At 52.8% G+C, this 24,804-nt stretch carries 24 protein-coding genes; 11 read left to right on the top strand and 13 right to left on the bottom strand.

Translation table 11 applies throughout. The features are described 5' to 3' along the window. The first annotated feature begins 252 nt into the window (after positions 1–252). Entirely contained in the window at positions 253–1,338 is a 1,086-nt protein-coding gene (locus ACIREA_RS02105; RefSeq protein ID WP_397380067.1) for a hypothetical protein, read from the top strand. A gap of 180 nt (positions 1,339–1,518) precedes the next feature. On the opposite strand, the gene ACIREA_RS02100 is transcribed toward ACIREA_RS02105, so the two are convergent. Then, on the bottom strand, positions 1,519–2,445 hold the full coding sequence (locus ACIREA_RS02100; protein WP_397380065.1) for an FHA domain-containing protein: 927 nt from the start codon (positions 2,443–2,445) through the stop codon (positions 1,519–1,521). 133 nt (positions 2,446–2,578) lie between these two features. On the opposite strand from ACIREA_RS02100, the gene ACIREA_RS02095 reads away from it, so the two are divergent. Then, positions 2,579–2,866 carry a sensor histidine kinase gene (locus ACIREA_RS02095; protein ID WP_397380064.1) on the top strand — a complete coding sequence of 96 codons (288 nt, stop codon included), beginning with the start codon at positions 2,579–2,581 and terminating at the stop codon, positions 2,864–2,866. A 156-nt stretch (positions 2,867–3,022) separates the two neighbouring features. Here the strand turns inward: ACIREA_RS02095 and ACIREA_RS02090 are convergent, their stop codons facing one another. Both ACIREA_RS02090 and ACIREA_RS02085 read right to left on the bottom strand, forming a co-directional pair. Continuing rightward, positions 3,023–3,382, bottom strand: coding sequence for a cyclic nucleotide-binding domain-containing protein (locus tag ACIREA_RS02090; protein WP_397380062.1), 360 nt, complete (start codon positions 3,380–3,382; stop codon positions 3,023–3,025). 173 nt (positions 3,383–3,555) lie between these two features. Then, entirely contained in the window at positions 3,556–4,443 is an 888-nt protein-coding gene (locus tag ACIREA_RS02085; RefSeq protein ID WP_397380060.1) for a hypothetical protein, read from the bottom strand. Positions 4,444–4,523: 80 nt separating this feature from the next. Here ACIREA_RS02085 and ACIREA_RS02080 point away from each other — a divergent pair, with 80 nt between their 5' ends. The 5 genes from ACIREA_RS02080 to dnaE all read left to right on the top strand — a co-directional run bounded on the left by ACIREA_RS02080 (position 4,524) and on the right by dnaE (position 10,787). Beyond that, positions 4,524–5,195, top strand: coding sequence for a sigma-70 family RNA polymerase sigma factor (locus tag ACIREA_RS02080; protein ID WP_397380058.1), 672 nt, complete (start codon positions 4,524–4,526; stop codon positions 5,193–5,195). A 137-nt stretch (positions 5,196–5,332) separates the two neighbouring features. After that, positions 5,333–5,887 carry a thioredoxin-like domain-containing protein gene (locus tag ACIREA_RS02075; protein ID WP_397380056.1) on the top strand — a complete coding sequence of 185 codons (555 nt, stop codon included), beginning with the start codon at positions 5,333–5,335 and terminating at the stop codon, positions 5,885–5,887. Between the two features lie 42 nt (positions 5,888–5,929). After that, a complete protein-coding gene (locus tag ACIREA_RS02070; protein WP_397380054.1) occupies positions 5,930–6,118 on the top strand; it encodes a hypothetical protein in 189 nt (62 codons plus the stop codon). Positions 6,119–6,272: 154 nt separating this feature from the next. Next, positions 6,273–6,689 (top strand): LexA family protein, encoded by a 417-nt coding sequence (locus tag ACIREA_RS02065; protein WP_397380052.1) that lies wholly within the window; start codon positions 6,273–6,275, stop codon positions 6,687–6,689. An 18-nt stretch (positions 6,690–6,707) separates the two neighbouring features. Then, positions 6,708–10,787: a DNA polymerase III subunit alpha gene (dnaE, locus tag ACIREA_RS02060; protein WP_397380050.1), complete on the top strand. Its 4,080-nt coding sequence runs from the start codon at positions 6,708–6,710 to the stop codon at positions 10,785–10,787. 217 nt (positions 10,788–11,004) lie between these two features. On the opposite strand, the gene ACIREA_RS02055 is transcribed toward dnaE, so the two are convergent. Continuing rightward, positions 11,005–11,931 carry a hypothetical protein gene (locus tag ACIREA_RS02055; RefSeq protein WP_397380048.1) on the bottom strand — a complete coding sequence of 309 codons (927 nt, stop codon included), beginning with the start codon at positions 11,929–11,931 and terminating at the stop codon, positions 11,005–11,007. A gap of 1,471 nt (positions 11,932–13,402) precedes the next feature. Here ACIREA_RS02055 and ACIREA_RS02050 point away from each other — a divergent pair. From ACIREA_RS02050 to ACIREA_RS02035, 4 genes are all read left to right on the top strand, one after another. Continuing rightward, a complete protein-coding gene (locus ACIREA_RS02050) occupies positions 13,403–13,960 on the top strand; it encodes a hypothetical protein (RefSeq protein WP_397380046.1) in 558 nt (185 codons plus the stop codon). 40 nt (positions 13,961–14,000) lie between these two features. Beyond that, positions 14,001–16,460, top strand: a complete 2,460-nt coding sequence (locus ACIREA_RS02045) for an immunoglobulin domain-containing protein (RefSeq protein WP_397380044.1) — start codon at positions 14,001–14,003, stop codon at positions 16,458–16,460. A gap of 358 nt (positions 16,461–16,818) precedes the next feature. Next, a complete protein-coding gene (locus ACIREA_RS02040; protein ID WP_397380042.1) occupies positions 16,819–17,277 on the top strand; it encodes a hypothetical protein in 459 nt (152 codons plus the stop codon). Positions 17,278–17,286: 9 nt separating this feature from the next. Next, a complete protein-coding gene (locus ACIREA_RS02035) occupies positions 17,287–17,595 on the top strand; it encodes a hypothetical protein (protein ID WP_397380040.1) in 309 nt (102 codons plus the stop codon). Between the two features lie 231 nt (positions 17,596–17,826). Here ACIREA_RS02035 and ACIREA_RS02030 read toward each other — a convergent pair whose 3' ends face one another. The 9 genes from ACIREA_RS02030 to ACIREA_RS01990 form a co-directional block, all read right to left on the bottom strand. After that, entirely contained in the window at positions 17,827–18,069 is a 243-nt protein-coding gene (locus ACIREA_RS02030) for a hypothetical protein (RefSeq protein WP_397380038.1), read from the bottom strand. A gap of 601 nt (positions 18,070–18,670) precedes the next feature. Next, entirely contained in the window at positions 18,671–19,882 is a 1,212-nt protein-coding gene (locus ACIREA_RS02025; RefSeq protein ID WP_397380036.1) for an AAA family ATPase, read from the bottom strand. A 115-nt stretch (positions 19,883–19,997) separates the two neighbouring features. Next, a complete protein-coding gene (locus ACIREA_RS02020; RefSeq protein WP_397380034.1) occupies positions 19,998–20,294 on the bottom strand; it encodes a hypothetical protein in 297 nt (98 codons plus the stop codon). Positions 20,295–20,426: 132 nt separating this feature from the next. Then, positions 20,427–20,852 (bottom strand): multiprotein-bridging factor 1 family protein, encoded by a 426-nt coding sequence (locus ACIREA_RS02015; protein ID WP_397380032.1) that lies wholly within the window; start codon positions 20,850–20,852, stop codon positions 20,427–20,429. Positions 20,853–20,941: 89 nt separating this feature from the next. Next, entirely contained in the window at positions 20,942–21,775 is an 834-nt protein-coding gene (locus tag ACIREA_RS02010) for a hypothetical protein (RefSeq protein WP_397380030.1), read from the bottom strand. A 72-nt stretch (positions 21,776–21,847) separates the two neighbouring features. Beyond that, the gene (locus tag ACIREA_RS02005; protein WP_397380028.1) at positions 21,848–22,198 is read right to left on the bottom strand and encodes a hypothetical protein; all 351 of its coding nucleotides are present in this window, start codon (positions 22,196–22,198) and stop codon (positions 21,848–21,850) included. Between the two features lie 472 nt (positions 22,199–22,670). Then, positions 22,671–23,027: a hypothetical protein gene (locus ACIREA_RS02000; RefSeq protein WP_397380026.1), complete on the bottom strand. Its 357-nt coding sequence runs from the start codon at positions 23,025–23,027 to the stop codon at positions 22,671–22,673. Then, positions 22,978–23,349, bottom strand: a complete 372-nt coding sequence (locus ACIREA_RS01995; protein WP_397380024.1) for a hypothetical protein — start codon at positions 23,347–23,349, stop codon at positions 22,978–22,980. Before ACIREA_RS01995 ends, ACIREA_RS02000 begins: the two co-directional genes overlap by 50 nt. Then, positions 23,346–24,785 carry a phage/plasmid primase, P4 family gene (locus ACIREA_RS01990; RefSeq protein WP_397380022.1) on the bottom strand — a complete coding sequence of 480 codons (1,440 nt, stop codon included), beginning with the start codon at positions 24,783–24,785 and terminating at the stop codon, positions 23,346–23,348. The genes ACIREA_RS01995 and ACIREA_RS01990 overlap by 4 nt, the downstream gene beginning before the upstream one ends. Positions 24,786–24,804 lie beyond the last annotated feature (19 nt).

The following is a 24,804-nucleotide window of genomic DNA, read 5'->3' as shown; positions in this document are numbered from 1 at the left end:
CAGCCGCATGAAACAATAGGCACTTGATTGGGGTAACCCTGATCCAATAAGGGGCATGGCGTAGGGTAAGAGAATAGGCACATTCAGCCGCTCATTATCGAGTCATGTGAACCTGTCGTTTTGATTGCAAAGACCGCAGCGGCAGTCCTGATTTTAGAGGGCAGTGCAAAAAGATGACTTGGCAGGGGCTGCGCATTATGGATTGATGGAGTGTCTTTCTGGCCGCAATAACTCCGTTCCCCCAGGCTTTTCATGAGCAAACCTTCCGTCAAACCATCTGCCGCCAAGCCTGTAAAGGACAAGCGGCTGGTGAAAGCGACCTTCATGCTGGTGCTCTACAGCCTTGGCCTGATCGGAGTTCTGGCAGCCGCCGGTTACTTTGGCTATCGCCTGTTTCAGGGACCGCAGGCCAAGCCAATGACGGAGATCGCCCCTCCAAAAAAGGTCATCCCCGCCTTCAGCACCATTCTATCCACTTCCGTCCCCGCTCCCGAGCCACCCAAACAGATTCAGGTCACGCTGGCGCAGATGGTGAAAGTGGAGGCGGCCAAGCAGGGCAGGCCTGGCGGCCCGCTCTATGATTCGGCCAGCAGCAAAGTGGCAATGTCTTTTGAAACGCTGCCGCTGAGGGGGCCGCAGGTGGCCGAGGCGCAGTTTGTGCTGGCAAAGTACGTGCAGGCCGCAACTTGGCGTGAGCGCCTGCCATACATCTTTGAACCGGAACGCGTCAAACCACTGATGCAGGTGCAGTATGAGAAGCGCGGGCTGAAAGATCCTGAGCATGATGCTCTGCTCGCTGCAGGGTTAATCACCGCCGGCACCTCCAAGGTGCTCCATCTTCAATTTGCCAGCACCACCCAGCCTGCTGTCGGAATGCGTGCCAACTTTCACCGCACGCGTTCAGGCAAGCTGCTGCTGGACTGGGAGTCCTGGTCTGCCTGGGGCGACAAAACGTGGCCCGAATTCAAAGAGCAGCGCTCTCAGCTTCCGGTGCTCATGCGCGTCGTCGCCAGCGAGAGCAGCTACTACAACTACGAGTTCAACGAAAATTGGCGTTGGCTGGCCGTGAAACTGCACAGCCCGGACCGCCTGCAAAATGTGACCGGCTATGTGGAGCGCAAGAGCATGCTCGGCATCGCGCTGGCCAACCTCATCGGTGTGCCGCTGCCTCACAAGCTGCCGGATGGTACGACCATGCCCGCCCTGAAACTGCCGGGGTCCAAGGCCCTTGTCACCGTGCGGCTGGCCTTTCCAAACAACGCGCAGTCGGATCATTGCGTGAAGATCACCGATTTGCTGGCAGACCGCTGGTTGCTGTTTCCCGAGGAAGGGAAGTGATCACCTCTGGCGTCCAGCCACCGCCAGCAAAGTGAGCACTCTGTCGCGGATGCGGCTGCTAGGAAATTGCTTTTTCGGGTGCCGGGGCTAGTTGGCCATGGGCGGAGCGCGGGGACGGGGTGTGAGGGGGCCTGTCCAGCGCATGAATTGCGAGGAAATGTCGCGGTACCTAGATGCAGATCAGATCGCCATCGTTGGCACATCAATCAGAGAATATACCTCAACCGGATCGGGCTGTCCCTTGACGGGGTGGATGCCGACATTCTGGTAAAGATGGTGGCCCTCCTGCCAGTCCTTTAAGAAGGGGGCGCCGGCAAGCACGGGCACCTGTAGCTTGCGGGTCAGACTCTCGATGCGGAAGGTCACGTTTACGGCTTCGCCGACTGCCGTGGTATTTCCCCGGCCCATAGTGCCCAGAGCGACATCACCGATGTTCAAGCCAATATGGCAGTGAACCTCGAGGTTCATGTTGTCCCGCAGCCATTTGCGTTTTGGGGACTCGTGGGCTTCGGGGCCGCTGAGCAGCTTAGCGGCTTCGGTGGCCTTTTTTCGAGTGGATGGGTCGTCGCCGGGCCAGTAGGCAAAGACACCGTCTCCGATGAACTTGTCGATGATGGCATCTCGTGACTTGAGAACGTCCTCGCATTGCGCATACCATTCGCGCAGCATTGCAGCAACCTCCTCAGGACTGAGTTGGGCGGAAAGGGCGGTAAAATTGCGGAGGTCACCGACGAGCAGCGTGGCCCGGACGGTTTTCATGGGTAGCGCAACGGTGTTAAGCGACTGTGTGCTGTTGTCGCCGAATTCGCTTGGCGGGCGTTCTTCTTCCTGACTGTCGAAAATGAAATTGCTCGTGCCAAACTGCACGCGGTCGCCATGGCGCAGAGCACGGGCAGTGGAGACGGCAACGTCGTTGATAAAACTGCCGTTGGCACTGCCGAGGTCCGAAACCCAGAAAAGCTGCCCGTCACGGCGGATGGTGGCATGCTGGCGCGAAACACCCCCGTCCACCAGCCGGATGGATGCATCGGGGCTGCGTCCGATCTGGTTGAAGTCCTCGAGGACGATTTCGAGTTCCTTCTCCAGTGATTTCAGTTTGGCTCTCATGCGGGTAGGTCAGTCTGCTAGGAAATTGCTTTTTGAGGGAGCCTGGTCGAGTTGGACGTGGATGTAGCCCGAAGAGCTGAGACTACCTTAGCAAATAGTTTACCATAAATCAGCTGGTGCTTTGAGGTCTCGTTTGGGTTACCGCATTGCACAAGAGGCTGCGAAGAATGCGATTCGTCACGGCAAACCCACCAAGATCACCATTTCTCTGCGCCACTTGGGTGAAAAGAGCTGTGTGCTCAAGATTGAAGACGATGGCTTGGGCATCAAAAAGACCAAGGCCAAAGCCACTGAAGGCATCGGCCTGCAAGTCATGGACTACCAGACCAATTTCATTGGAGGCACTCTTAAAATCGCTTCCAAGCCACCTCGTGGAGATACTGTGACCTTTCGCTTCCCTTACGCCCCCAGTGGAGCATAGTGAAGAAGGCGAAGGCGGAGCACTCAGGTGAGAAGAGGAAGAACCGGAGGATGATTGGTTTTCAACCGAGTTGATCGGCGGATAATTACTTTTTGAGGGAGGCCGGGGCGGGTTGGACGTGGTTGCGGCGCGGGGACAGGGTGTGAGGGGGGCTGACTAAAGGCTCTTCGCGTCCACGTTGCGGAGACGGCGGCTCAGGCTCCTCATGACATTGAGGGCGAAGAAGGGCACCTCATGCACCATGAATTCGAAGCGCCGCTCGTTGATGGGGATGAGTGTGCAGTCGGTCTTCGCCACGGCGGTGGCAGTGCGCGGACCTTCCTCGATGAGGCTCATCTCGCCGAAGAATCCCTCAGCGCCCACAGTTTCGACGGTGCGGCCGCCCAGGCGAAGGTCCACTTCGCCTTCTTTGATGACATACATGACATCACCCTCATCACCGCTGGAGAAGATGATATCTCCGGCGGAAAACTTGGCGGGCTTGGTTTCAGTCTCGAAGATGTTTGGCAGCGTCATAGCCGTGGATGATGGGGGTGGTCTGGTCGGTGGCAAGTGCCAATTTTTGACCAAGCCATCGACTCTCAAGAGATGTTGCGAACCAGCGTGAACTTGATGTGCCTTTCGACGATGTCGCCCATGGTGCGGCAGTCGCTGAAGGCTTTGCTGTGGTGGTAGGCTGAGACAATGCCTTATTCGTAGCAGAAACCTCGCTGATCTGGCCGGTTATGCTTGGCAGAACGAAGGAAGTTCAGCGCGTTGTTCACAGCCGCCTTGAAGACCTGTATGCCTGCAGTGCGCTGCGCGTCCATCCATGAACGATAAGCAAGGCGAACATGTGGAGGAGTGGCGGCCGAAAGCACGAAATAGGAAGACACGTCTCGCTGGAGGTAGCGATGAAACTCACTCGGCACGCAATGGCGCAAGGTGAACTCACAAACCGCAAGAGAGCCGCTTGTTCGCTGAATGGACTGATCAAGAACGCGAAACATAGATGGCGAGCACATCCATCGGGCCTCCGTCAGGCATCCAAATGAAGCTGTCGCATAATATTCCCATAAAGGCCTCATCTGGAGGTCAATCAGCAAGTTGGATGGATCCGCCAGGTTTTGGAACGCTGATTTGAATGCGTAAGCGAGCCCAGATTTAAACCGGGCCGTCTGAGCCGCTGCGGCTGCTAGGTTGTGAAGAATAGAAGGATGGTGGCGGACTTGAACACGCGTCGGGTGGTTTCTAAAAAAGCGAAAAAGACGATGGTATTGCTCAGAAGATGCGAGGTGAATGCAGGCGGTATCGAGAATTTGGAGATTGTCAGGGTAGGCAAGGCTGCTCTGCACGGCTTGGTGCGCTAAATATTCGCTTGAGGTGCCCGCTTGCTCCAACGCCAGCAGCCGCAATGCCTCCAGTTTCCCCGACGCCATTTGCTTTTCGGGATCAGAGGTGAGGTAATCAAGCGCCCGTTCATGCAGTCCAAGCTCCAGACACCCAAATACAGGATCGTGCTGACGCTGTGTTATGGCATCATCAAAATGGAAATCATTCAGGTAGCCACTGGCTGGTTGTTGAAGGCATGTTTTCATGTTATGTTGTGTTGGTTTGAGGCTCCTACGGATTCGCCAAAAAACCGTCAACCTCCCCAGGCTAAAAAAGGTTAAATCCCGTGAAATCAGATCCCCAGGTTATTTTTCAGATCAACAGGCACTTGGCCGAGCGGATTGCCAGGAACTACTCCAACATTCCAGGCGCAGGCATGGAGGATGTGACATCGACCGCATACGATGCGCTATATCGAGCTGCTTACGCCTATGACCCGGACAAAGGTTCGTTCGAACCTTTTGCTGGAACGGCCATCCGCAACGCTTTGAATTCCCTTTACAGGGTCGAAGTTCGTCATGCTCAGCGTTTCATCGACGAAACCAGCTTGGCTGATGCGGCAGATGAAAATGCCGATTCTTTTCTTCAGTCGCGACCAGACCTAACACAAGATATCATTCAGAACGTTCGTGCTCAAGAAGCTCGCGACGTGCTGTGCCGTCACTTACCGACGCTAACGGATCGAGCCCAGCAAGTGCTTGACCTATACTCTTTGGGGCACAGTTACGAAGAGATCGGACAGCAGTTGGGCGTGTCCAAGCAGGCTGCTCACAAAATGGCTGTCAATGCCTTCGAGCAGCTTCGGCTCCATTTAGCCAACGAGGGCATTCATGGAGTGGAAGGCGGAATGCTCGCGGCCTCCATTCGCAATCCGACTGCGAAATCTCAGCCCGAGACTCACTTTCAGGCTCAAGAAAGCTGGTCGTTTTGGGGCTGGCTACGCAGTTTATTCCGATGATGAAAGTGTGGTGCCAGATGACGTGCATCCACGTTACGAATGGCTCATCGCATTTAAGAAGATGGGCGTATGCGTGTTCTCGGAGTCCTCGTTCGCGCAGATGCTTGCTACCCGCTAACCCAATAACCACCGCACCTATGACCAAAAGCCTGTTCCTCAGCACTCTCCTATCCTTCGCCTTTCTTCTTCCGGCCAAACCACAGGAAGCAAAAATCCCTTTTGCCAACTTCCAGCAAGTGGCTGGCGACTATCTATACAAATCTGATACTTCGGCCATTCGCATGGCGGACGCTCTGGCCCACAAGCGACATCTCGTGGTGCTCTTCTCCGCATCTTGGTGCGGGCCATGCCAGGCAGTCTGCGAGGAGTTAAAGCGCATTTACGCTGCGAACGGAGACAAAAGGGACTGGGAGGTTGTCCTCGTTTCAACGGACAAATCGAAAGCTGAGATGTTCAGCTACATGAGCAGCCACGCCATGCCGTGGTTTACTGCCGAATACGACGACACTCCCCACCTCCCAAAGCTCCGGAAACTTTATACTGGCAGCGAGAGTGGAATTCCAAACTTTGTTGTCATCAACACCCAAGGCACCGTCGTGCTAAAAGCTTCGGATTTCCTTCCGCTCGGCAAGACGCATGCAGAGTGCCTCGACGAACTCCGCAAGATTGTGAGCACGCCGAAATCCGAATGACCGCAACGCCTAGCCTGTCAGCGCACCAACCTCCTTACCGAAATGCCAAACCAAAGACAACCCGGAACGAAGCTGGCAGGAGCCTACATCAGTGCCGACAAAGACGCTGCCCTGGCAAAGATCGCAGCTCAAAAAGGCTATGCCAACAAAGCCGAGTTCATCAGGGTGCTCTTTGATGATGCGCTAGCCGAGAATGCACAAGCCCTCAAGAAGGCAAAACCCAAAAAGTGATCCTCCTTTGATCCTGTACTTTGGAAGGAGGAGAAGGGTTTGCTCACTGTGGTCACTCAATGGTTGTGGTCCAGATTCGCCGTTATCCATTCCAAAACTTTAGGCTTGCAGTCGGCTCGTGCTGGGCAATGTTCATTAGAACACGTCTAGCAAAATGGATCCACTCTTAAAACTCTCCGAACTCCTGGGAAGCATCTCAGTGCTCGGAGCAATTCAAGCGGGTGCGCCTGTCTCTGAATCTGCCAGGCCTGACCGGCTTGATTCATTCGACGTTGAGAACCTTCGTATCCCCAAAGGCATGCGGACTTTTGCTCTGAAAGTCAGAGGTGATTCCATGATCAACGCCGGGATCCATACCGGGGACGTTGTCATTCTGGATTTCGAAAAGGAGCCCAAGAACCGCGATATTGTGGCGGCGCTCATTGACGGTGACTCCACCCTCAAACGCTACATCGTGCAGCGTGGAAGACCCTTTCTGAAGGCCGAGAATCCTGCATACCCTTCCCTCATTCCAGCACAAGAGTTGGTCATCCAAGGTGTGCTGGTGGCCTTGTTCCGGCAGGTGACATAAGCGGATTGGTGACACGCCATGATTGTCCACCTCGACGCAGACGCTTATTTTGCTTCTGTTGAACAAGCAGCTGACCCAACATTGCGAGGACGGGCTATCGCTGTCGGGGGTGAAAAACGAGGAATCATCGCATCCGCCAGTTACGAGGCCAGGAAGCTCGGCATCTACACACCGATGCCAACAGCAAGGGCAAGGAAGCTGTGTCCGAAGCTGATCGTCCTGCCGGGTGATTTCGAAAAATATGAGCGATTCAGCAGATTCATGTTCAGCTATGCTTTCGATTTCACGCCGGACGTCGAAATCACTTCCATTGATGAAGGATATTTCGATCTGGCTGGACTGCGCAAAGGCACTCCGGAGGCAGTGGCTCAAACAATCCGAAAAGCCATCGCGCAGAGATTGAAGATCACCGTCTCGGAAGGCATTGCCAGCAACAAGCTCGTTTCTCAGGTGGCATCGAAGCTCAAAAAGCCAGCGAGTTTGATACAGGTGCCATTGGGACATGAGCGAGAATTTCTGGCTCCGTTGCCCAATCACTGGCTTCCCAATGTCGGCCCTAAACTTTCAGGCACCCTCAAATCAGCAGGACTGGCTTTTATCCGTGAAATCGCTGAGACACCCGTGGAGATGTTGGCTCTGCTCGTGGGTGGCTATGGTTCCCAGCTCCGCGAATACGCTCAAGGCATTGATTGCCGGCCGCTGGTTATGGAGAAGCAGCCTGCAAGATCCTACGGCGAACAACACACGTTTGGCGTCGATGTGACCGAAGAAGCCGTCTTGATATCGCAGCTTTACAAGATGGCGGACAATCTCACAGCCAAGGTGCGTGAGGATCGTCGCAGCTATCGCACCATCACATTGAAGCTCCGCTACAATGACATGCAGGACGTCACGCGGAGTGTGAGTCTCGAAGAACCGTCAGATTTGGCCGAAGACATTTTTCCTGTCCTGCCGTTATTGCTGAAGAAGGCATGGGATAGACGTGTGAGCGTTCGTCTGATTGGCTTGAAGCTGAGCCACATCTACGGGTCAGTGTTTCGCTCAGAGCTGCCGTTAGAAGCAGATGCACAGAAGAGGCTTAAAATGCAGCAACTTGCTCCGGTGTTTGACCAGCTTCGAAGGGACAAGCAGATCATGCGTGGCACTGAGATGGTCATTCAGCACCGGGCAAAGCCACAAGCAATCACCACAATCGCAAAGCCAGCACCACCAAGCCAAATCGAGCAGCAGTTGTTGGTGGGACTCAACTTCAAATCGTATTTCAGTTTCCTCGACTCCCTCCTCTCGCCTGAAGAAGTTGTCGAACTGGCAAAGACGAATGGGCTGAATGCAGTGGCAATTACAGATCCAAACCTCCATGGAGCTGTTGCGTTTTTTCAAGCGGCCAAGGCAGCAGGCATCAAGGCATTGATAGCGGCAGATCTGCAAACGCCATCAGGGTCCACTTTTGCATACGTCCAAAACGGCATCGGATATGGCAACTTGTGTCATTTGCTCAGCATGGAGAAACTGACGGACGAAGCGTTGAGAAATCACCGTGAGGGTCTGCTATTTGCGTCACCAGCCACACATGCCCTGCCAGAAGTCCGGTATAAAAAACCCGAAGACAGACGCAAATACGGAATCATCCAAAGCATCCGCACTCTCACACGGTTGAACGAAAAACATCCTGAGAAGCGGACAGGCCATTATGGATTAAAGTCATCACGAGAATGGGGTGGCATGTTTTCCGTAGAACAGATCGCAGCGTCCACTCGTCTGGCAGAACAATGTGATTTTTCCTTCGAGTTCAACATCCTGCGGTTCCCACGGTTCGTTCCAGCCTCCGGGGTTTCACCAAAAGCTTTGCTGTATCAACTGGCGACGGAGGGACTGCATCGACGCTACCGGGACAAAGCATCGAAGCATATTGCACAGCTTGAGGAGGAGTTGGGGATCATTGGAGAGGTGGGTTACGAGGAATACTTTTTGGCGGTCTGGGAGCTGCTACAGGAATGCCGAAGCCTAGGCATTGACTGGATCACGAGAGGCAGTGCTGCAGATTCATTGGTTTGCTACTGCCTTGGCATTAGTGGTGTGTGCCCCATTCGATTCGAGCTGTATTTCCGCAGATTTTTGAATCGTGAGCGGATGGCATTGAACAAGTTGCCTGACATCGACATCGACTTTCCTCACGACAAAAAGGATGATGTCGTTGACTTGATCTTTCGTCGCTATGGCAACCAGCATGCAGCGATTGTTGGTGGGTTTAACACTTTCCGTGGTAGATCGGCTGTGGCTGATATTGCGAAGGTCCTGGGCGTGGCTGATCATCAAATACGACGCCTCACTGAGAACGTGCCTCATGCCAGCGCAAAGAACCTGTCTGAGGCCGTGCAACAGAGTGAGGAATGCCAGGACAGTCCATGGGAGGAAGAGCCCTATAAAACAGCATTGGAGATGGCTGAGTTTCTGGATGGGTTTCCGCGTTATGCCAAAATGCATCCCTGTGGTGTGGTGGTCTCTCGTGATGCCATCCATTCTCTGACACCTACATTCATCAGTTCTAAGGGCTATCCAACTACGCATTTGGACATGGATGCGGTTGAAGCGGTCGGGTTGATCAAAATGGACATTCTTGCGCAGGGAGGATTGGCGGTGATGCGAGATGCAGTGAACGCTCTTTCCTGTCGTGGCATGGCTGTCGATCTGGAGGCGTTGGAGCCTTGGGAAGATCCTGAGGTCTGGGAAATGATCGCCAGTGGAGGAGCTAGGGCGGTGCATCACATCGAATCGCCGGCCATGATCTCACTGTGCAAAATGACCAACGTCAGGGAGATTGATGGATTGGTGGCAATTGTGAGTGTGATAAGACCTGGAGCTTCAAACGGAACCAAAAAGCTCAGCTTCACGCGCCGGTATCAGGGTCTCGAACCTGTGTATTATCCTCACCCGTCTTTGGAAGGCTGTCTGCGTAGCACCTTTGGACTGGTCGTTTACGAGGAGCACATTCTGCAAATCTGTGAAGCTTTTGCAGGGATGTCAGCAGGTCGAGCAGACATTCTTCGAAGAGCATTGGTGAAGCGGAAAAGCAGCGTCATTGAAGAACTGATGCGTGAGTTCGTGGCTTATTCGTTAGCCAGAGGTCACCGCAAAGCAAAGATCGAGGAGGTCTGGGATCTGGTGGCAGGATTCAACGGTTATGCATTCTGCAAAGCACACAGCACAGCCTACGGCGTCGAGGCATATCAGGCTGCATGGTTGAAGCGTTATCATCCTGCGGAGTTCATGGCTGGGGTTCTGAGCAATGGGAAAGGCTTTTATTCAGCCTTGGTCTATGCGCTGGAGTCCTACCATTTGGGCCTGTCGTTTCTGTCTCCCACGGTCAACAATCCCTCAGACGCATTCGAATCTGAAGGAAGGCAAATACGGGTGCCTGTGCGCAGTATCAAAGGATTGAGCGAGAAAACCGCTAAGACCATCCAGAGGGAGGCTATGAGGGACCCGTTTGTGTCACTCCGGGACTTCTGTGTCCGGACACATCCAAGCTCCGACGAAATCCAGAATCTCATTCGTGCCGGCGCCTGTGATGTGTTTGGCGATCCACGAACACACCAGTTCTGGCAGTCGAAGGCATACATGTCATCCTCACCATCTGAAAGCGACCAAGGATGGCTATTGCCACCGCCCAATGTTGCTGAAAGGCTTAAAGCAGGTCTCAATGAACCATCCCTCAGAGAACGGCTGGAATGGGAAACGGATCTGTTTGGCTTCACTATTTCTGGTCACCCCCTGGATCTTTACCCGGACGTGGCATGGGATACCTACTGCTCAGTGAACCGCTTGCCGGAATTCATCGGCCAGCGTGTGGTTTGCTGTGGACTCGTCATCGAACAACGGCTGCATCACCAAGTCACAGGAGAGGTCATGAAGTTCATGACCCTCGCAGACCGCACTGGGATCGTTGAAACAGAACTTTTTGCAGACACCTACAGGAGCTACGGCACTGTCACCGTTCGCTATCCTGTGCTGGAGGTGCATGCGACCGTGGAACCGTATGAAAATGGGCGTGGCTTCTCCCTTCACGTACATCGAGTGGGGAAACCACGGCGGGATTAATTCTGGGTCTTTAATTCATGACCGAGTTTGACACCGTCATTGGATTCCAGAGGTGGATTTCAAGTATTGTTCCATTCATCGGAACGACCGAGAACGTGTCGAAATGTTCTAGATGCTCCGACCAGTCTCCGCCTAACGGCGCAGATCATTGTGGCGGTGGTGACCCAGGTGCAACAAAACAATCAAACACCGCAGATCTAGAAATTACGCTGGTCAGTCATTTAGTGTGCTCTCGATTCCAATCGTCGATAAGCTTTTGCGCTTCTTCTATTTCCTCCGGCTTCAGCCACCTAATCAAATAGTTTTTTTGGTCGATGTAAAAGTTGATGTTCCCGTTTCGCTGGACACATTTAGCCGACGCTAAGGCGTGCCACATGTAAGCATCGATCAACAAGTAACTATCACGGTAAATTGTTCCGAGGGCCTGCATCGCATCCTCTGAGCCCTGCTCAGCCGCTTTAACATACCACTTCACGGCCTCTTGTGGATTATTCTCTCTTTCATATAAGTGCCCCAAATCTATTTGCGCAAGGATATGCCTTTGCTGTCCAGCTTTGATCAGCAACCGAGTTCCCTCTATCGCGTTTGCCACGTTATTGTACACCCTTCGGGTTTCAGCGGGCCTACCCAGTGTTGAAGCGTTCACACCTACTCCAATTGGGCTACCTGGTACGATGACCTCAATCCGCGTTGCCATTAAAGGCTGAGCGATTAAATACTGAGCATTCGCATTACCTTTAGCGGCTAAGGCTCCCATCTGCTCTTCAGATATACCGGCGGGCCAACGTGCGTTAACCCCGAGGGGCCAAGACCCTCCATTCAACTCAAGTTCGGCTAGCCCTGGGGATGCTCCAGTTTGGGCTTGAGCAGAAAGAGAAAGAAATATTATCAAGGCTCCAATTAAATGACTGGCCATAAGCAAAAATGTTTGAATTGAACCTTTTTGACCAGCTTTAACTCTGACCAGAAGTTCAATCTGCCGCTTCTCAAGCAGGGTTTTGAGCGCAGATGCAGGCTCGACACCCTTGAGAAGACTCAGCTCCATCCAGTCACAGCGTTGCCGTGAACGATGAGGGCGGGCATTCATGGATGGCCCGTGCGCGAGGCTGGCAAATAGCCGCTGGATCATAGCTTCAAGGATCATGGTGGCATGACTTGGCCCAAATCCGCAATATGTCCATCCCTCGCGCACGGAATTCATCAGACGTTCTTAAGAAAACGCAAAAAACAACAGGCTCCTTTGTGCTGGCATTCATTTGGTTCATTCCATAGATTCGCACTCGATCCTCGCCTGCCCCTATGAAATCCATTCTGCTTTACGTCTGCCTGGCTCTGTGCGCACTGCATTCATTTGGCGCTGATACCCCCATTGAGATCAACCTCTTGGATGGGTCTCGTATCAAGGGGCGTGTGATGTCGGCAACTCCCACATATCGACCACCAGCAGGAGCACAATCACTGACGCCTCCGGGATCGACAACACAACCAGCAGCCGGAGCCAGTCACACCATCAGCTCAACCGGCAAGAGACACAATTCAGGCTGTCGGTATTTTGGTAGTGGCAGAGCCTGTGGCCCTGATCATCGGCGTGATGCGCTACCGGCAGACGCTGGATTGAGCGTCTCCCGATTTTTAGGATGCGTGGATGTTTGACAACCTGCCGCCAACCTCCAAAATCTGCCGTGTCGCATCTAGTTCAGCTGGCATTGATCTACCTTATACTTCTTATGAAATGCACCCTTCGCACTTCTTGCCGCTCGGAGGCATTGGGCTTGTGGATCCTTTTCGCCTTCATCGTCTCCGCTGCGGCGCAGGTGAACAGCGGCAGCAACGGCAGCGACGGAGCCTTCAATCCCACGCAAAACGTCACCATCGACATGGCCGATCACCCGACCGGCATCTATCAGTACACTTCGGTGAACATCCCCTCGGGAGTCACGGTGACCTTCACACCGAATGCCAACAACACGCCAGTGGTTTGGCTGGTGCAGGGGGATTGTGTGATTGGTGGCACCGTAGAACTGTCTGGAAAAAACCCCGGCAGCGATAATTGGGTACTTTGGAAGACTGGAGCTGTAGGCGGCCCTGGAGGTTTTAGAGGCGGGAACGGCGAATCTGGCTCGACAGCACCACCCACTCCAGGACAAGGACCTGGAGGCGGAAAGGTGGTTGCCGGATTCAACGCACATGGAGGCAGCGCATCCTTCGGAACAGTTGGTCAGCAATTAACTGGCTCTCACAAGCAATTTCCAGCAGGTGACTTGTGTGGAAACATTTTCTTGATGCCTTTAATTGGCGGCTCAGGCGGTTCGGGGGGCTGCAATAATCCTGATGGCGGTGCTTATGGCGGGAGCGGTGGAGGCGGCGGCGGCGGTGCCATAGTAATTGCCTCGTCGAGCCTGATTGAAGTGAATGGAACGCTTCGGTCAATCGGAGGAGGCAGCACGAATGATTTCCGCGGTGGTGGAGGTGGAAGTGGAGGCGGTGTGCGTTTGATTGCTAGCCTTGTGAATGGTGGCGGCACCATTAATTGCGCGGGTGGATCCATGTTTGCATTTCTTTATCCGAGTGGAATCGGAAGTTCGGCAGGACAAGGCAGGGTAAGAATAGATGCTTTGCAGAACAATTTTAGCGGCAGCATCACCGGGCAATACACCCAAGGCTTCCAGCCCATCATCATCCCAGCCTCCGGCCAAGACGTGCAGCTCGGCATTCAGAGCATCGGTGGTGTCTCGGTGGCAGCGAGCCCGAGTGGGGTGTTGGCGAATCCTGATGTGATCTTACCCGCGCAGCAAACGAACCCGATGAATGTGGTGGTGAACTGCTCGAATCTGCCGATGAACACCACGATCACGGTCACGGTGCGTCCGGCGAATGGGGCGGACATTGTCGCCACAGGGACGAACGGCAGTGGCACACAGACGGCCAGCACGGCAACGATCCCGGTGACGATGCCGCGTGGCGGCGGCATCGTCTACGCGAAATGTGTGAGCGGCGTGGCAGGCACGGCCTCCACTGCCGGCGGTGACTCGGTGAAGAACATCTCCGAAACCGGTTGGACGGCACATGGCGAGCGCTTTGCGCAGGTGGAGATCACTGCAGGCATCGGCAGCAGTCAGCATGTGGCCTACATCACGGAATCCGGGAAGCGCTACACGCTGCCCGTGCGGTGAGGAAACGTCTCTCTGCTTTCGCTGCCTGCACGAACCCTCCATGCACCTTCCGTTCTTACGTTCTGCCGCCGCCCTGCTGATCGCCTGGGCAATGGATAGCAGCGTATTCGCGACGGACCCGGACACCTTCTCCAAGGTGGTCAGCTTCCAGTTCGAAAGCTCCCTCGACGAGGCCGGCACCACGATCCAGAGCAAGGTGGTGAGCTTTCAGTACTTTGACAAACTCGATGACGCAGATCTGACCTTCACGACGAGTGCAGCGGTGAGTTTTTACTTCGATGGCACACCAATCATCGTTAATCAGCCCAATGACCAGATTGCAAGGTCTGGCACAAACATGGTGTTGTCCGTCGAAGCGGACATTAACCCACCGTTCACCTACCAATGGCGTAAAGATGAGGTTAATATCGCTGGCAAAATTGCACCCACGCTGACCATCACGAATGCGCAAAGTGCAAATTCTGGAGTCTATTCCGTAAGCGTGACGAACAGCTTTAGTCAAACCACGAGCCGCAGTGTGGACATCACGGTTATTTCCGGTGCAACGATTCCCAAACCTGCCAATCTTCCGTTGAATCATGTAACGCTACCCTTGGCATCTAATCTTTCCACTCGTCCAAATCGTGCGGTGAGCGCTCAATTGCGATGGTTCAACCCAAGCACACAGCAGTTCGAGGCCGTCCCCATCAACATCGCCACCACCAAGCTCAGTGTGGTGATCACTCACGGCTGGCGCGATGGCGTTCAAATAGAGCAGGATGACGAAGCCAACGGCAAGGGGGTGGGTTGGATCAAGCGGATGGCGACAGCGCTCATAAACAATCCCTACTCCAGTAACATCAACGTATTTGCTTGGGATTGGGGTCCATTCGCCAACATATCAATGAATCCCGCCTTTGTCGCTGTGGGGATACCCGATCAGGGCGCAGCATTGGGAGGTGCGTTAATGGACGCTTTGGGAACGGGCTACAGCGAGCCGATTCACTTTATCGGCCACAGCTTCGGCTGCGGCGTCAATTGCCTAGCTGCCGACTATGTGCATGGCGACAGCCGTCCGACAGGTGACGCACGCCTGGGTTATGCGTCATCTCGCACCCACATGACGTTGCTTGATGAGGCTGAGATCGCGGCATCGGCTAAATTAGCGCAAGCTGGCTTGGATACAATTGCCGTGGGGATGGCCCGTGACATAGCGCTGGATGACTTCACCGCGCAAACAAAGAATCTCGTCATCCAAGTCGTGCCAAAGCGCTCGCGCTGGATAGACAACTACATCAGTGAGGTGGGATACCTGCAATCAGAGGCGGCGAATATTCTTTTGCTCAAAACGAATCTGGTTCTGAATCCTGTTATCGGTCATGGCTATGCCTATGAATGGTATATCAAGACGATTCAGAGTCCGAGTTCGAGTATGATGGGACACCGCAATTCATTCGAGTCGAATTGGGATTCCACAGGACAACCACCGCCAGCACCGAGCTACTACCGCCAAAACATCCTCGGGCAAAACGAGTTGGAGCTGTCTCCTATCAGTTCTTCTGTGATTGCGTCGCTGGTGTCGATGGGGCGGGTGGCGGTCTATCCGGCGGCGCTTGCCAGCCAGACGATGGTTGCGATTGGGAATGCAACGATTGCGGTGACCGATGCGACGTATCGACGACTAACAGCGACCGGCAATGCGATTCACAAGGCGGAAATAAGTGCCATTAATTACTCCGCCAATGTAATCGTTGATCAGGTCGAGGCATTCTCTAAACCCAATGGTACACCGGTGTTTCTTTCCAGCCCGGATTCCACGACTCCGGCCTATTTCCAGCCAATTCAAGTGAACGCCGCACCTGCGAACAACTATGCATGGTGGGATGCCACTTACACATTTTCGGGGAACCAAAGCCTTTTACCTCAGCCCAACTCACTACGGCAGGCGGTCAGTGCGAACAAGGATGCATCACAACACTTGGCGTCACCTGAAAGCATCAGCGGTGACGCTGCCAGCGCAGCCTACATATCTCTCAGCACACATGTACCACTTGAAGCTATTGGCATGACTTTCGAATACAAGATGATGAGCGCTGGTGTGGATGATTTCATGTCCGTAGGCTTGGAAGGAGACAGCCTGTGTGTGCTGGATGCGCGTTATGTTGCGGATGGCGTCTGGCAGTCATCACCTGTTTTCCAAGTTTCTGATTACCGCGCGCAAGACGTGAGTTTGGTCATTGCATTTATTGCGCCAAGTGGGCCGCCATCAGGCTCATTGAGCATCCGCAACATTCAGTTCTATATACCGCCTCGGCCCGTGTTGACTCTGGGACAGAACGGGCAGCAGATGAATCTCTCGTGGCCGATGTATGGCATTGATTGGACGCTGGAGACGACGGCTGATCTCACGCAGCCGAATAGCTGGCAGCCGGTGCTGAACCCGGAAATAATCCAGGACTACCAGCGTCGGGTAAATCTGACTCCTACGGCTCCAAGGCAGTTTTTCCGGCTGCGAAAGTGAGAAAGCCTACCCTCTGCCTTGCCAAGGGGCGAATCACGGCTTGCGATCAGATTAATCGTCTTCGTCATCGCCTTCACAGGGCCAGATGTTCCCATTGGCGATGGCGTCACCGAGTCGTCATCATCGTCACGCACTTCAAGTCATTTTGCGCAACCGAACGACACATCTCCAGTAGTTGACACCGTCTCACTGGAGTGGAGCCAGCCAGACCAAGCGAAGATAAACGCATCGCGGACGGGCACTCTCACAAGGTGACCGTGTGCCTTTGGCGGTTGAGTGAGGCCCTGCGAATGAGAGGCCTGGACGACCCTGAATTTGAAGCGATTTTTGGGGCTGAACCGATCACCAATAAAAATTAATGAACACACTCCGACTTCTGACTCTCCTCGTCTTGATATGCCTCGCTCTGCCTGTTCGTGCTGAAGACGCCCACACGCCAAAACCGGGTAGCACAGAGAGAAAAGAGATCTGTGATGCTTTGCGCGCTTTCATCATCCAGGAACACGCGGAGAAGAAATTGCCCAAGCCGATAGTGCTGAAGATCGAATATCTGAAGGTCTTGGGTGATTATTGTGTAGTCGAATGCGAGCCATTCTTCGAGGATGGAACAAGTGCTATCGGCCCATGGTTTCCGGACATTGGCTACACCCACTGCCTCAGACGCTTCGCGAATTGGCACGTGATCAACGATTTGAGCCGTAGTGATGTGCCTGATCCAAAGGAGATCTCACAAATCAAAAAGTCCTTTCCCGCTGATTTTCCCATGAATCTTTTGTCCTCTGGTTGGCAGGAGATCCTCGCTGGCAAGATCAACTGACTCTGTGGCTTGTTGCAGATACTCAGACAGCAGCTACATTTCACGTCCACTATGCCCACCACAGCCCAACTTAAAAAAGCCGTCATCATCAGCGAAAAGCTTGATGCACTTCATGCCGAACTCGCTGCACTCCTTGGAGGTTCATCAGGGCCGACCAAAACTGCAAAGGAACCTAAAACACCAAAAGCCAAGAAGACGAAACGTGTGATGTCTCCAGAAGCGCGTGAGAAGATCGCTGCCGCTCAACGCAAACGGTGGGCGAAGTCAAAGAAGGCTGACAAGAAAGAGGCGGTGAAGAAGGCAGCTCCGAAGGCTTAGCTGCTAGCAGATGCACAGGAAGGGCCTCCTAACGGCTTTGGCTCTATCGAGGGGACCGTAGCGGAAATCGCGTCTGGTGGCTTTAAAAGCCACCAGCGACCATTTTGACGATGAGCACTGAAATCTCCTTAATGCTTAAAGATGCTGCCTGCTTCAGTTCCTTGATCAGCTGACTATTCCCGATATACCATTTTTTAAAGAAAGTATATTCCGTATTTAAACACATCTCACTCATAAGTGCTGATCGCCGGTAAACAGGACAGCTTCATCCATCGTTGAAAAGAAGCCCAAAGCCCCCTGAGCTGTGACGATCCAATATTCCATGATCAGTGTGTCGTTGATCTGTTGAATCGGTTGTGACAGAAGCAGCAGTGCCAGTTGATCGACACGGGGATGCTTGATGGTTCCATTGAGCTCGTGCTGTCTCAAAAGAATGCGGTCGAGGAAATGGTGGATGGGGGAAGGTTGGATCATTACGACTCAACCTCCTTTTCCCAATCGCTGAAGAAGTTTGGCGTGGCATCTTTGAAGTTGGAGTCCTTGCGAAAGAATTCCTCCATCTCCTCCTGACAGAAGACAGTTTTTGGACCTGTGTATTTCTCCGCAAGTGAATGAATCACCTTGAAATGATGGCGAGTTGTCGAAGAGTCAAAATCCAGCATCGACAGACTTGTGAAATCTCCATTGCTTAATCTTGGGATCTTGCACGTATCACAAAACCGATGGCTGATGCACTTGCCCCTACGGAAATATAAAGCCTTCCTGGTTATCGGCCGGAATTTGCAGATCTCACATGTTCCATCCAGCTTTGAAGCCCTGAGATAAAGCTCGTCAAAGTAATAACGCTCAAGGGCATCGTAATCGGATCGTGTACTTAAAATCTTCTTTTCATAAAGCCACGTGGCGTATGAGGGAGCATTGAAGAAGACCCACTCAAACGTCTTCCCCTTGTGCACTCCGAAACTTAATTTGCAGTTCATTTGTCTTTTGTTGGCATAAATTATTGGTTTCTGTCTTTTGGGTGTATGCACTGCTGCAGCAACGGTTAAGAAAACCGTTGCTGCTGCACTACATCCTACACCTCGATGAATGCAGCAGAGGTGTTTTGCCGCTGCTGCACTACTTTGTCTGGTTTTGTGAGCTTCGGTTCGATGAGTGCAGCAGTGGGTTTTTGCTGCTGCTGCACTTCTTTGTCTTGGACGGTTTGTGGTGGTGTGATGTCCTTAACAGGTATCGACTTGGGTTCAGGAGCGATTTTCCACTTTCCGTTCTCCGTCTTTATTACCTTACCCTCATCTTCGAGTGCCGACTTTTTAACCCCGAATGTTCTTTTGCTCATCTCGTAATTTTTCAAGGTCTGTTTAGCCCATTCAGCAGTCGATAGCTCCTGGTCGCCAAGAATCTTCAATAACTGGTCTCCGGTATACGTTTCCACTTTCATACCCGGCCTCTTGAGCTTTCCAGGGTCATACTTCTCTGTGCGCACCATGACGGGAAACTCCCATGTCACGCAGAAGGGCTGTATGGGTTTAAAGTTTCGCAGTGTGACATTGACCGTGAACACATCGTCGACCTCATGCCGTGTTATGATTACGATGGTGTCAGGGGATCGGGCAAAAACACCCGACCCTGAAATTCTATCCATTGACTCCTTTCCTGCCTGACCGCCTTTGGAAAAGTGATGTCCAACAACCATGGCTGCCCCAGTAGCAACAGCCAGCTTATCCAAGTCGTTCATCAAAGAGTTAATGTCACCAGCTGAATTCTCATCACGATTACCCAGCATCTTATAGATGGGGTCAATTATGATGAGGCTGTATTCCTGTCCTTTCAGCTTCATTTCCATCTCCGGCATCAAAACGGAAATGTCTTTAGCCTTTCCTCTGAGATTCCAGACAACTACCTCATTCATATCCTCTTTTGTCAGCAGGGGATCTTTGCGTTCCTTAATGTCCTCCAAGCGGGATTGGTAGTAGTTGGGCTGAATCTCCAGGTCAATGTATAGGACCTTTCCTTTCTCTGTCTTAAAACCCCACCATGGTTTTCCAGTCGCGACACTCAGAGCCATGTCCATCAAGGCATAGGTTTTGTTTGTTTTTGATGCCCCACCGTAAACCATTGTGGATCCAGCACTGAGCAGCCCATGAATCACTGGCTTTGCAAGGGGCATATTCATTGCCAATAAATCACCAGCTTTGATCATTAGCGGCAGACCATTTGGAGAGTCGGGGTCAACCGGTATTGCTACCGGATCCCCAAGATGCTTGCTTGGCTTAATTATCGCCATGACCTTCACCCTCCTCATCACGTAAAATGTCTTTGGATAGATGGTCCAGTATTTGAATGGCCTCCCCGAAATCCACCTTATGCTTCTCCATCAGGTAGGCATAAATATCGCCCTTTCACTCACAGCCATAGCATTTGCCCGAGCTGTCGTTGGAGTGAATGTAAAACTGGTTCCGGTCGTCCTTGTGAATCGGACACATGCATTTAAAGGCATGCGCTGTCGCTATCAGTTCTTTGCCGTCATGCTCAAGGAGTTTGCTGAAAGAAACTTTGCTCTTCAGCTCCTTGGCGTCGATTTCGTATGTTTGATCGCTGCTAGTGGAAACCCTGGATTCGTTTTCAGGGCTTTCACAAAAAGCGTTTACTGTTCCTTGCTTGTCTTCTCTGACTGTATTCTTTGGTTTGATTTGCATAATGCTAACGTTGCCCATTTGGTTTTTGTCCCATGAGCGGGGATTTCTGTTGCTGTTGTTGTCATTAGTAGTGTTTGGTTTTTCATAAGGTTGGGTTGTGTTGATAGACCATTAGAGGTCAAAAAAAGCAGGTTAAGCAATTGTAAGGATGGATGATAATTGTGCGCACTTGCCATTCTGAAGATAAAGCTTCAGAACATGCTCATTGCGGTCACCTTTGATTTGAAACTTGCTGAGATCTTTGGGAAGTATGCCCGCCAAACGAAGCTGTCTGGCGATCATGTTAAGGAATGAGGCTGGATACCCCTTGGCCTCCTCCAAAACCTTATCTGTGCAGGTGTTGATTGCGTTAAGGACAAATGAATCCAGCGCTCCATCTTCTAGCTCTAAGGCTTTGCCGATTTTGCGGGCCTGATATTCGCCGACCCTCCTGCTGCCACTTTGAAGACCTGCTATGAGCGAATGTGGGACCTTTGCCATAATTGCCAGCTCCCGGTTTGTAAGCCGAGCCTGCTCCCGCAAGTCTGATAAAAGTTGTCCGAACGCCGCCTGATTCATTTCGATAACTCATTATTGCATACAATTTGCATTTGTCAAGCTTGGAGTTATAGAATCTATAAGTCGCCATGCGCATCCAGAATACCACTTCAGGGATCCAAGAAAACGACGATACGCCCAAAGTCATCCTGCGGCAGATAACCTAACCCATCGTAACGGAAGGGTGGCACGATGATACCGAAGTCTGCGAGTCGGGTCCGCAATTGCCGGCACTCAGCCAGCCAGACATCTCTGCTTTCCGCGTGAACTTTAAACGTGACGCAAAGGGACTCGACGCTCAGGGCAACGACATCACGCACTGGCAATAAGCGGCTGGTGATGCCTTGTGCAAGAGCGCCTGCGTGATCAGCAGACATGAGTGTGGTTGCCGCATTCCAAGCCACCACGGCGTTATGAGTGCGTTCGAGCGTCGATCTGTCGTCATCGACCCCATAGTTCACACAGAGCGGCCAATAGCGGTCCGCTGCCGGGTTGCTGATCGCCAGGGTGTCATTCTGCCAGACCGCCTTTTGTCCTAGCATCGGAGAGCTCAAAAGCACTCGATGATCGTTAGGCACTACTAGGCGAAGATACTCCAGAGGTTCAATGGCAAAGGCGTTGACCGGTGAAACTTCTAACAACGGACCGATATCGTTCAAAAATCTTTGCCAGGCCCTTGCTTCTCCCGTGGCCAGAATCTCCATTTGAAGGTTGTGCTCTAGATCCTCGTCTATTCGGTTCTCTTTGGCCGCCTGAGAATATCCGTCCCACAGTGTTCCAAGTTCCTCTGGAGTGACGGGCTGAGCGTAAATCGCGTTCATAATGCGAATGGTATCGGCGATGTATAGCTCGCGTCCGACACCCGCTTTAACCGCGACCACACAACTACGATGAATTGCGTGCTTCCGGGCGATATCCGGATCTGGATGTTGTTCGTTTTCCATAAATGAATGGTTATAAGAGTGACCGCTCACTTCAGCTTGATTGCATCCATGAGCGGCCCCGTGTGGTTCTGTTTATTCAGCCTCGCCGACCAGTTTGAGGATCTTGCGATTCTTTTCCTGGACCTCGATGATCAGGCCCTTCTCGCTAAGCAGCTTGCGCGCAGCAGAGAGCAGAGCGTGATCAGGCAGAACCGAACCGAGGAACGTCAGATTGATCGCGCCACCAAAGGCTTTGAGCGCCTCCATGATGGTAAAGCTGTAGTCCTGCTCTCCTCCAAGTGTCTCAAGTCGCCGGAGGCGCTTGAGAACCTCGATAAGGTTTGTGGCAATAGCCTGGTTCAGTTTGATTCGCGCGTTAAGCGCAGCTTTCTCGTCTTCGTCATCTTCAACGTCGATGACTGGGGGTGTTGTGGCTTTAGCCATGGTATTTATTATTCCGAGTTTGTGGTTTGGTTGCCTGCCTAGCAGGCGTTGTTTCGACCGACAGGGATCACTCGACCCCCAACCGGTCAGAAAGGGTTAAGAATGGGGCTCGTCGCTCTGGATGCCTGAGGGTTGCGCCTCGATGTATTCGAGAAGGTGATTTACGCTAACCAACCTCACGCCCCTGGTTGAATACTTGTGGCTGCGAATTGACCTGCTTTTGACCGGGGGTCGAAAGCCGTTAGCCTTGGTCGGCAAAATCAACGAATTGATGGCTGATCTGCTGAGTCCGCTGATAGGGCATCGCTGGCCACTTTTTGGTAATTGGCACCATTCGGGTCTGAATGGGCTTTGCGCATTGGCTTGTTCTTTGCTGTTGTGAGAAGGGTCGCTCATATGCGACGATGCATAGCCGCCCACCGCACTCGATTCATTGACGTCAAAAACTGGATTTTTCGCGTCAACACAGTGACTACGCCAGCCTGCTCAAAGCGCTTCCAACCGCAGCTTCAGCGTCACTTTTCGCCCTGCTCCACTGCTCGGTGTTCTGATACAGGGGTGCAATGCCGTTCACCGTTTTGTGCTTGGCTGCATGATCTCGTGCGCGCTCCCAGTTGTCTGCTGCCGCCAGCAAACGAAGAGCGCCGAGCTTCTTCAATCGGTTCTGCGGAGTCGTTTGGCCGCGGCTCTCTGAAAGCGGAAGATCTTTCATGAGGAACGCAATCAGCTCTTCCTTTGGAGTATTGATCGGAAAACGTGCTTTATAAGAAATCATGGGTTCAGTAGGTCGTGATAGTTTTGTTGAAGAACGCTTGTTTGCGGTGCTCATCCATTTGCTCGCACCTCTCGATCCTCGAAGCCTGGTCGATGCGAAGAAATGGCTTGGCTGGAAACTCTGGAAAAAGGGTAAAGAAGGCCTTGGCAATCTCCGCATGCTCCGCACTCCAAAACCTTTGAAAAGCTGTCGCGCTCCAACGCCCGTTCGAACGCAGATAATCCACCTCTGGAAGAAAGCCTGTGTCGTGGCGCATGTGTTCGTAAACATCGCACCACTTAAGCTGCTCTGGCGGGCAGGCCGTGAAGTCCCACTCCTCTTTTGCCAATGCCATCTTCTTGGGTTGACTCTTTTTTGCAGGTGCTGGCGAGCTCATGCGACTTCATCCTCCCCAATGAATTTGACCCCGTTGAAACCACGCACAGCTGCTTTATCGCGGGTGATGTGGTTGTCCCGTTCGACACCAAACAGCTCCAGCATCACCTCGGGCAGCTTGGTGAAGAACTTCTGCTGCGAAGGAATGTGCCACCCTCTTGCACTGGCAAACTTCGTGTATGCCTGCCAGATCTCCTGCACAGTAACATTGCCCGGTTTTTTGACAATGTGCGCCCTCACAAAGGCATTCACGCCCTCAGACTCCATGAGCCAGTCGTCCACACGCTTTTGATGAGCCTCCGTGAGTGTCAGTGTGCCGTGTTCACGCAACTCCTCTTGGTGCGCCATGTAACCGTCCACAAGCCACGAGAGGATCCCAACACCTTCTTCCCGTATCAGAACCTCGTCGAATTTCGGAATGATGTGAGCAGGGATTTCTCGGCTGAAATCAATGTACCTTACCCGACGTCGCCAGGCTTTTGCATCGCCCTGGATTTTGATCAGGGGCTTGCTGTTGGCGGTGATGGTGACGTAGAACTCGCCACGCATCGAAAATTTACCGCCATATTTTTTCTCCGACTCGATGCGATCCGCCCCTGTCAAGGATTTGAGCATCGGGGCTCCATCATTGTCCAGGTAGTCAGTCTTCACATCCTTGCCAACCAGAATGGATTTGCCACGCAATGAATAGGTTTCAAAGCGACCAGTGAGCTGGTCAGGCCGCAGGTAGCCAAATCTTTCAGGTATGAGCATTTTTTCCATGCTCGACATCAGGATCGTTTTTCCCGAACCAGGCTGACCCACCAACAAGGTGATGGTTTGGGCATCGTTGCCGTCCACGAGTTGACGCCCAAAGTCGCGTTGGAGGAACTTCACATCAGCGGGGTCAGGCAACGCAGGGCGAAGCAGTTCGTTGAGGAAGCGTTCGCACTTTGCTCCAGGAACATAGGGATGCGTGTGTTTCCCCTTGAAAAAGTCCTCCATTCGATACTCCCTGAGGGCCGGTTTGGGACCCGACAAATCAAGGACGCCATTCGCCACAGGCACCAGCTTGGCTGATGGCGGAGGCGGTGCCCCCATTAGAGCATGACCCTCAACGAACTGCAGAATGCCGTTCATCAAAGCTGGTGTGCGTTTGAGCAGCAACTCAGGCACTTTCATCGTGTCGGCCAAGGTCTTCAGGAAAGCAGTCACCATCCACATGGCCACCTTGCGCGCTATTTTCTTCCAGAAGCCTTCATCGCTGTCGAACGCATGGAATTGGCTGTTATCCTCCGAATACCGGACGTTCATGTCCCTCGCGAATTTTGCGGCGATGGCAGGCTGATTGAGTTTAACCTTGTCGCCGTCAACGGTGATAAGGTGGCCGAACTCTTCCTCAAACGGGTCAGGAGGAGTGCTCAGTGTGGAATCGTTTTTCTGCTCAAGGTCGTCCAAGTCGTCCGGAACATCTGGT

Source organism: Prosthecobacter sp., assembly GCF_044373815.1.
In the GTDB taxonomy this organism is placed as follows: domain Bacteria; phylum Verrucomicrobiota; class Verrucomicrobiia; order Verrucomicrobiales; family Verrucomicrobiaceae; genus Prosthecobacter.
This window is presented reverse-complemented; position numbering and strand designations above follow the sequence as displayed.

Coding starts and splice junctions, on each gene's coding strand:
- ACIREA_RS02085 (WP_397380060.1), bottom strand. CDS start 4,443: ATGAAAACATGCCTTCAACAACCAGCCAGTGGCTACCTGAATGATTTC.
- ACIREA_RS02025 (WP_397380036.1), bottom strand. CDS start 19,882: ATGGCGATAATTAAGCCAAGCAAGCATCTTGGGGATCCGGTAGCAATA.
- ACIREA_RS02065 (WP_397380052.1), top strand. CDS start 6,273: ATGGATCCACTCTTAAAACTCTCCGAACTCCTGGGAAGCATCTCAGTG.
- ACIREA_RS02055 (WP_397380048.1), bottom strand. CDS start 11,931: ATGATCCTTGAAGCTATGATCCAGCGGCTATTTGCCAGCCTCGCGCAC.
- ACIREA_RS01995 (WP_397380024.1), bottom strand. CDS start 23,349: ATGAGCTCGCCAGCACCTGCAAAAAAGAGTCAACCCAAGAAGATGGCA.
- ACIREA_RS02005 (WP_397380028.1), bottom strand. CDS start 22,198: ATGGCTAAAGCCACAACACCCCCAGTCATCGACGTTGAAGATGACGAA.
- ACIREA_RS02015 (WP_397380032.1), bottom strand. CDS start 20,852: ATGAATCAGGCGGCGTTCGGACAACTTTTATCAGACTTGCGGGAGCAG.
- ACIREA_RS02010 (WP_397380030.1), bottom strand. CDS start 21,775: ATGGAAAACGAACAACATCCAGATCCGGATATCGCCCGGAAGCACGCA.
- dnaE (WP_397380050.1), top strand. CDS start 6,708: ATGATTGTCCACCTCGACGCAGACGCTTATTTTGCTTCTGTTGAACAA.
- ACIREA_RS02045 (WP_397380044.1), top strand. CDS start 14,001: ATGCACCTTCCGTTCTTACGTTCTGCCGCCGCCCTGCTGATCGCCTGG.
- ACIREA_RS02000 (WP_397380026.1), bottom strand. CDS start 23,027: ATGAGCACCGCAAACAAGCGTTCTTCAACAAAACTATCACGACCTACT.
- ACIREA_RS02030 (WP_397380038.1), bottom strand. CDS start 18,069: ATGATCCAACCTTCCCCCATCCACCATTTCCTCGACCGCATTCTTTTG.
- ACIREA_RS02020 (WP_397380034.1), bottom strand. CDS start 20,294: ATGCAAATCAAACCAAAGAATACAGTCAGAGAAGACAAGCAAGGAACA.
- ACIREA_RS02040 (WP_397380042.1), top strand. CDS start 16,819: ATGAACACACTCCGACTTCTGACTCTCCTCGTCTTGATATGCCTCGCT.
- ACIREA_RS02070 (WP_397380054.1), top strand. CDS start 5,930: ATGCCAAACCAAAGACAACCCGGAACGAAGCTGGCAGGAGCCTACATC.
- ACIREA_RS02075 (WP_397380056.1), top strand. CDS start 5,333: ATGACCAAAAGCCTGTTCCTCAGCACTCTCCTATCCTTCGCCTTTCTT.
- ACIREA_RS02105 (WP_397380067.1), top strand. CDS start 253: ATGAGCAAACCTTCCGTCAAACCATCTGCCGCCAAGCCTGTAAAGGAC.
- ACIREA_RS02100 (WP_397380065.1), bottom strand. CDS start 2,445: ATGAGAGCCAAACTGAAATCACTGGAGAAGGAACTCGAAATCGTCCTC.
- ACIREA_RS02090 (WP_397380062.1), bottom strand. CDS start 3,382: ATGACGCTGCCAAACATCTTCGAGACTGAAACCAAGCCCGCCAAGTTT.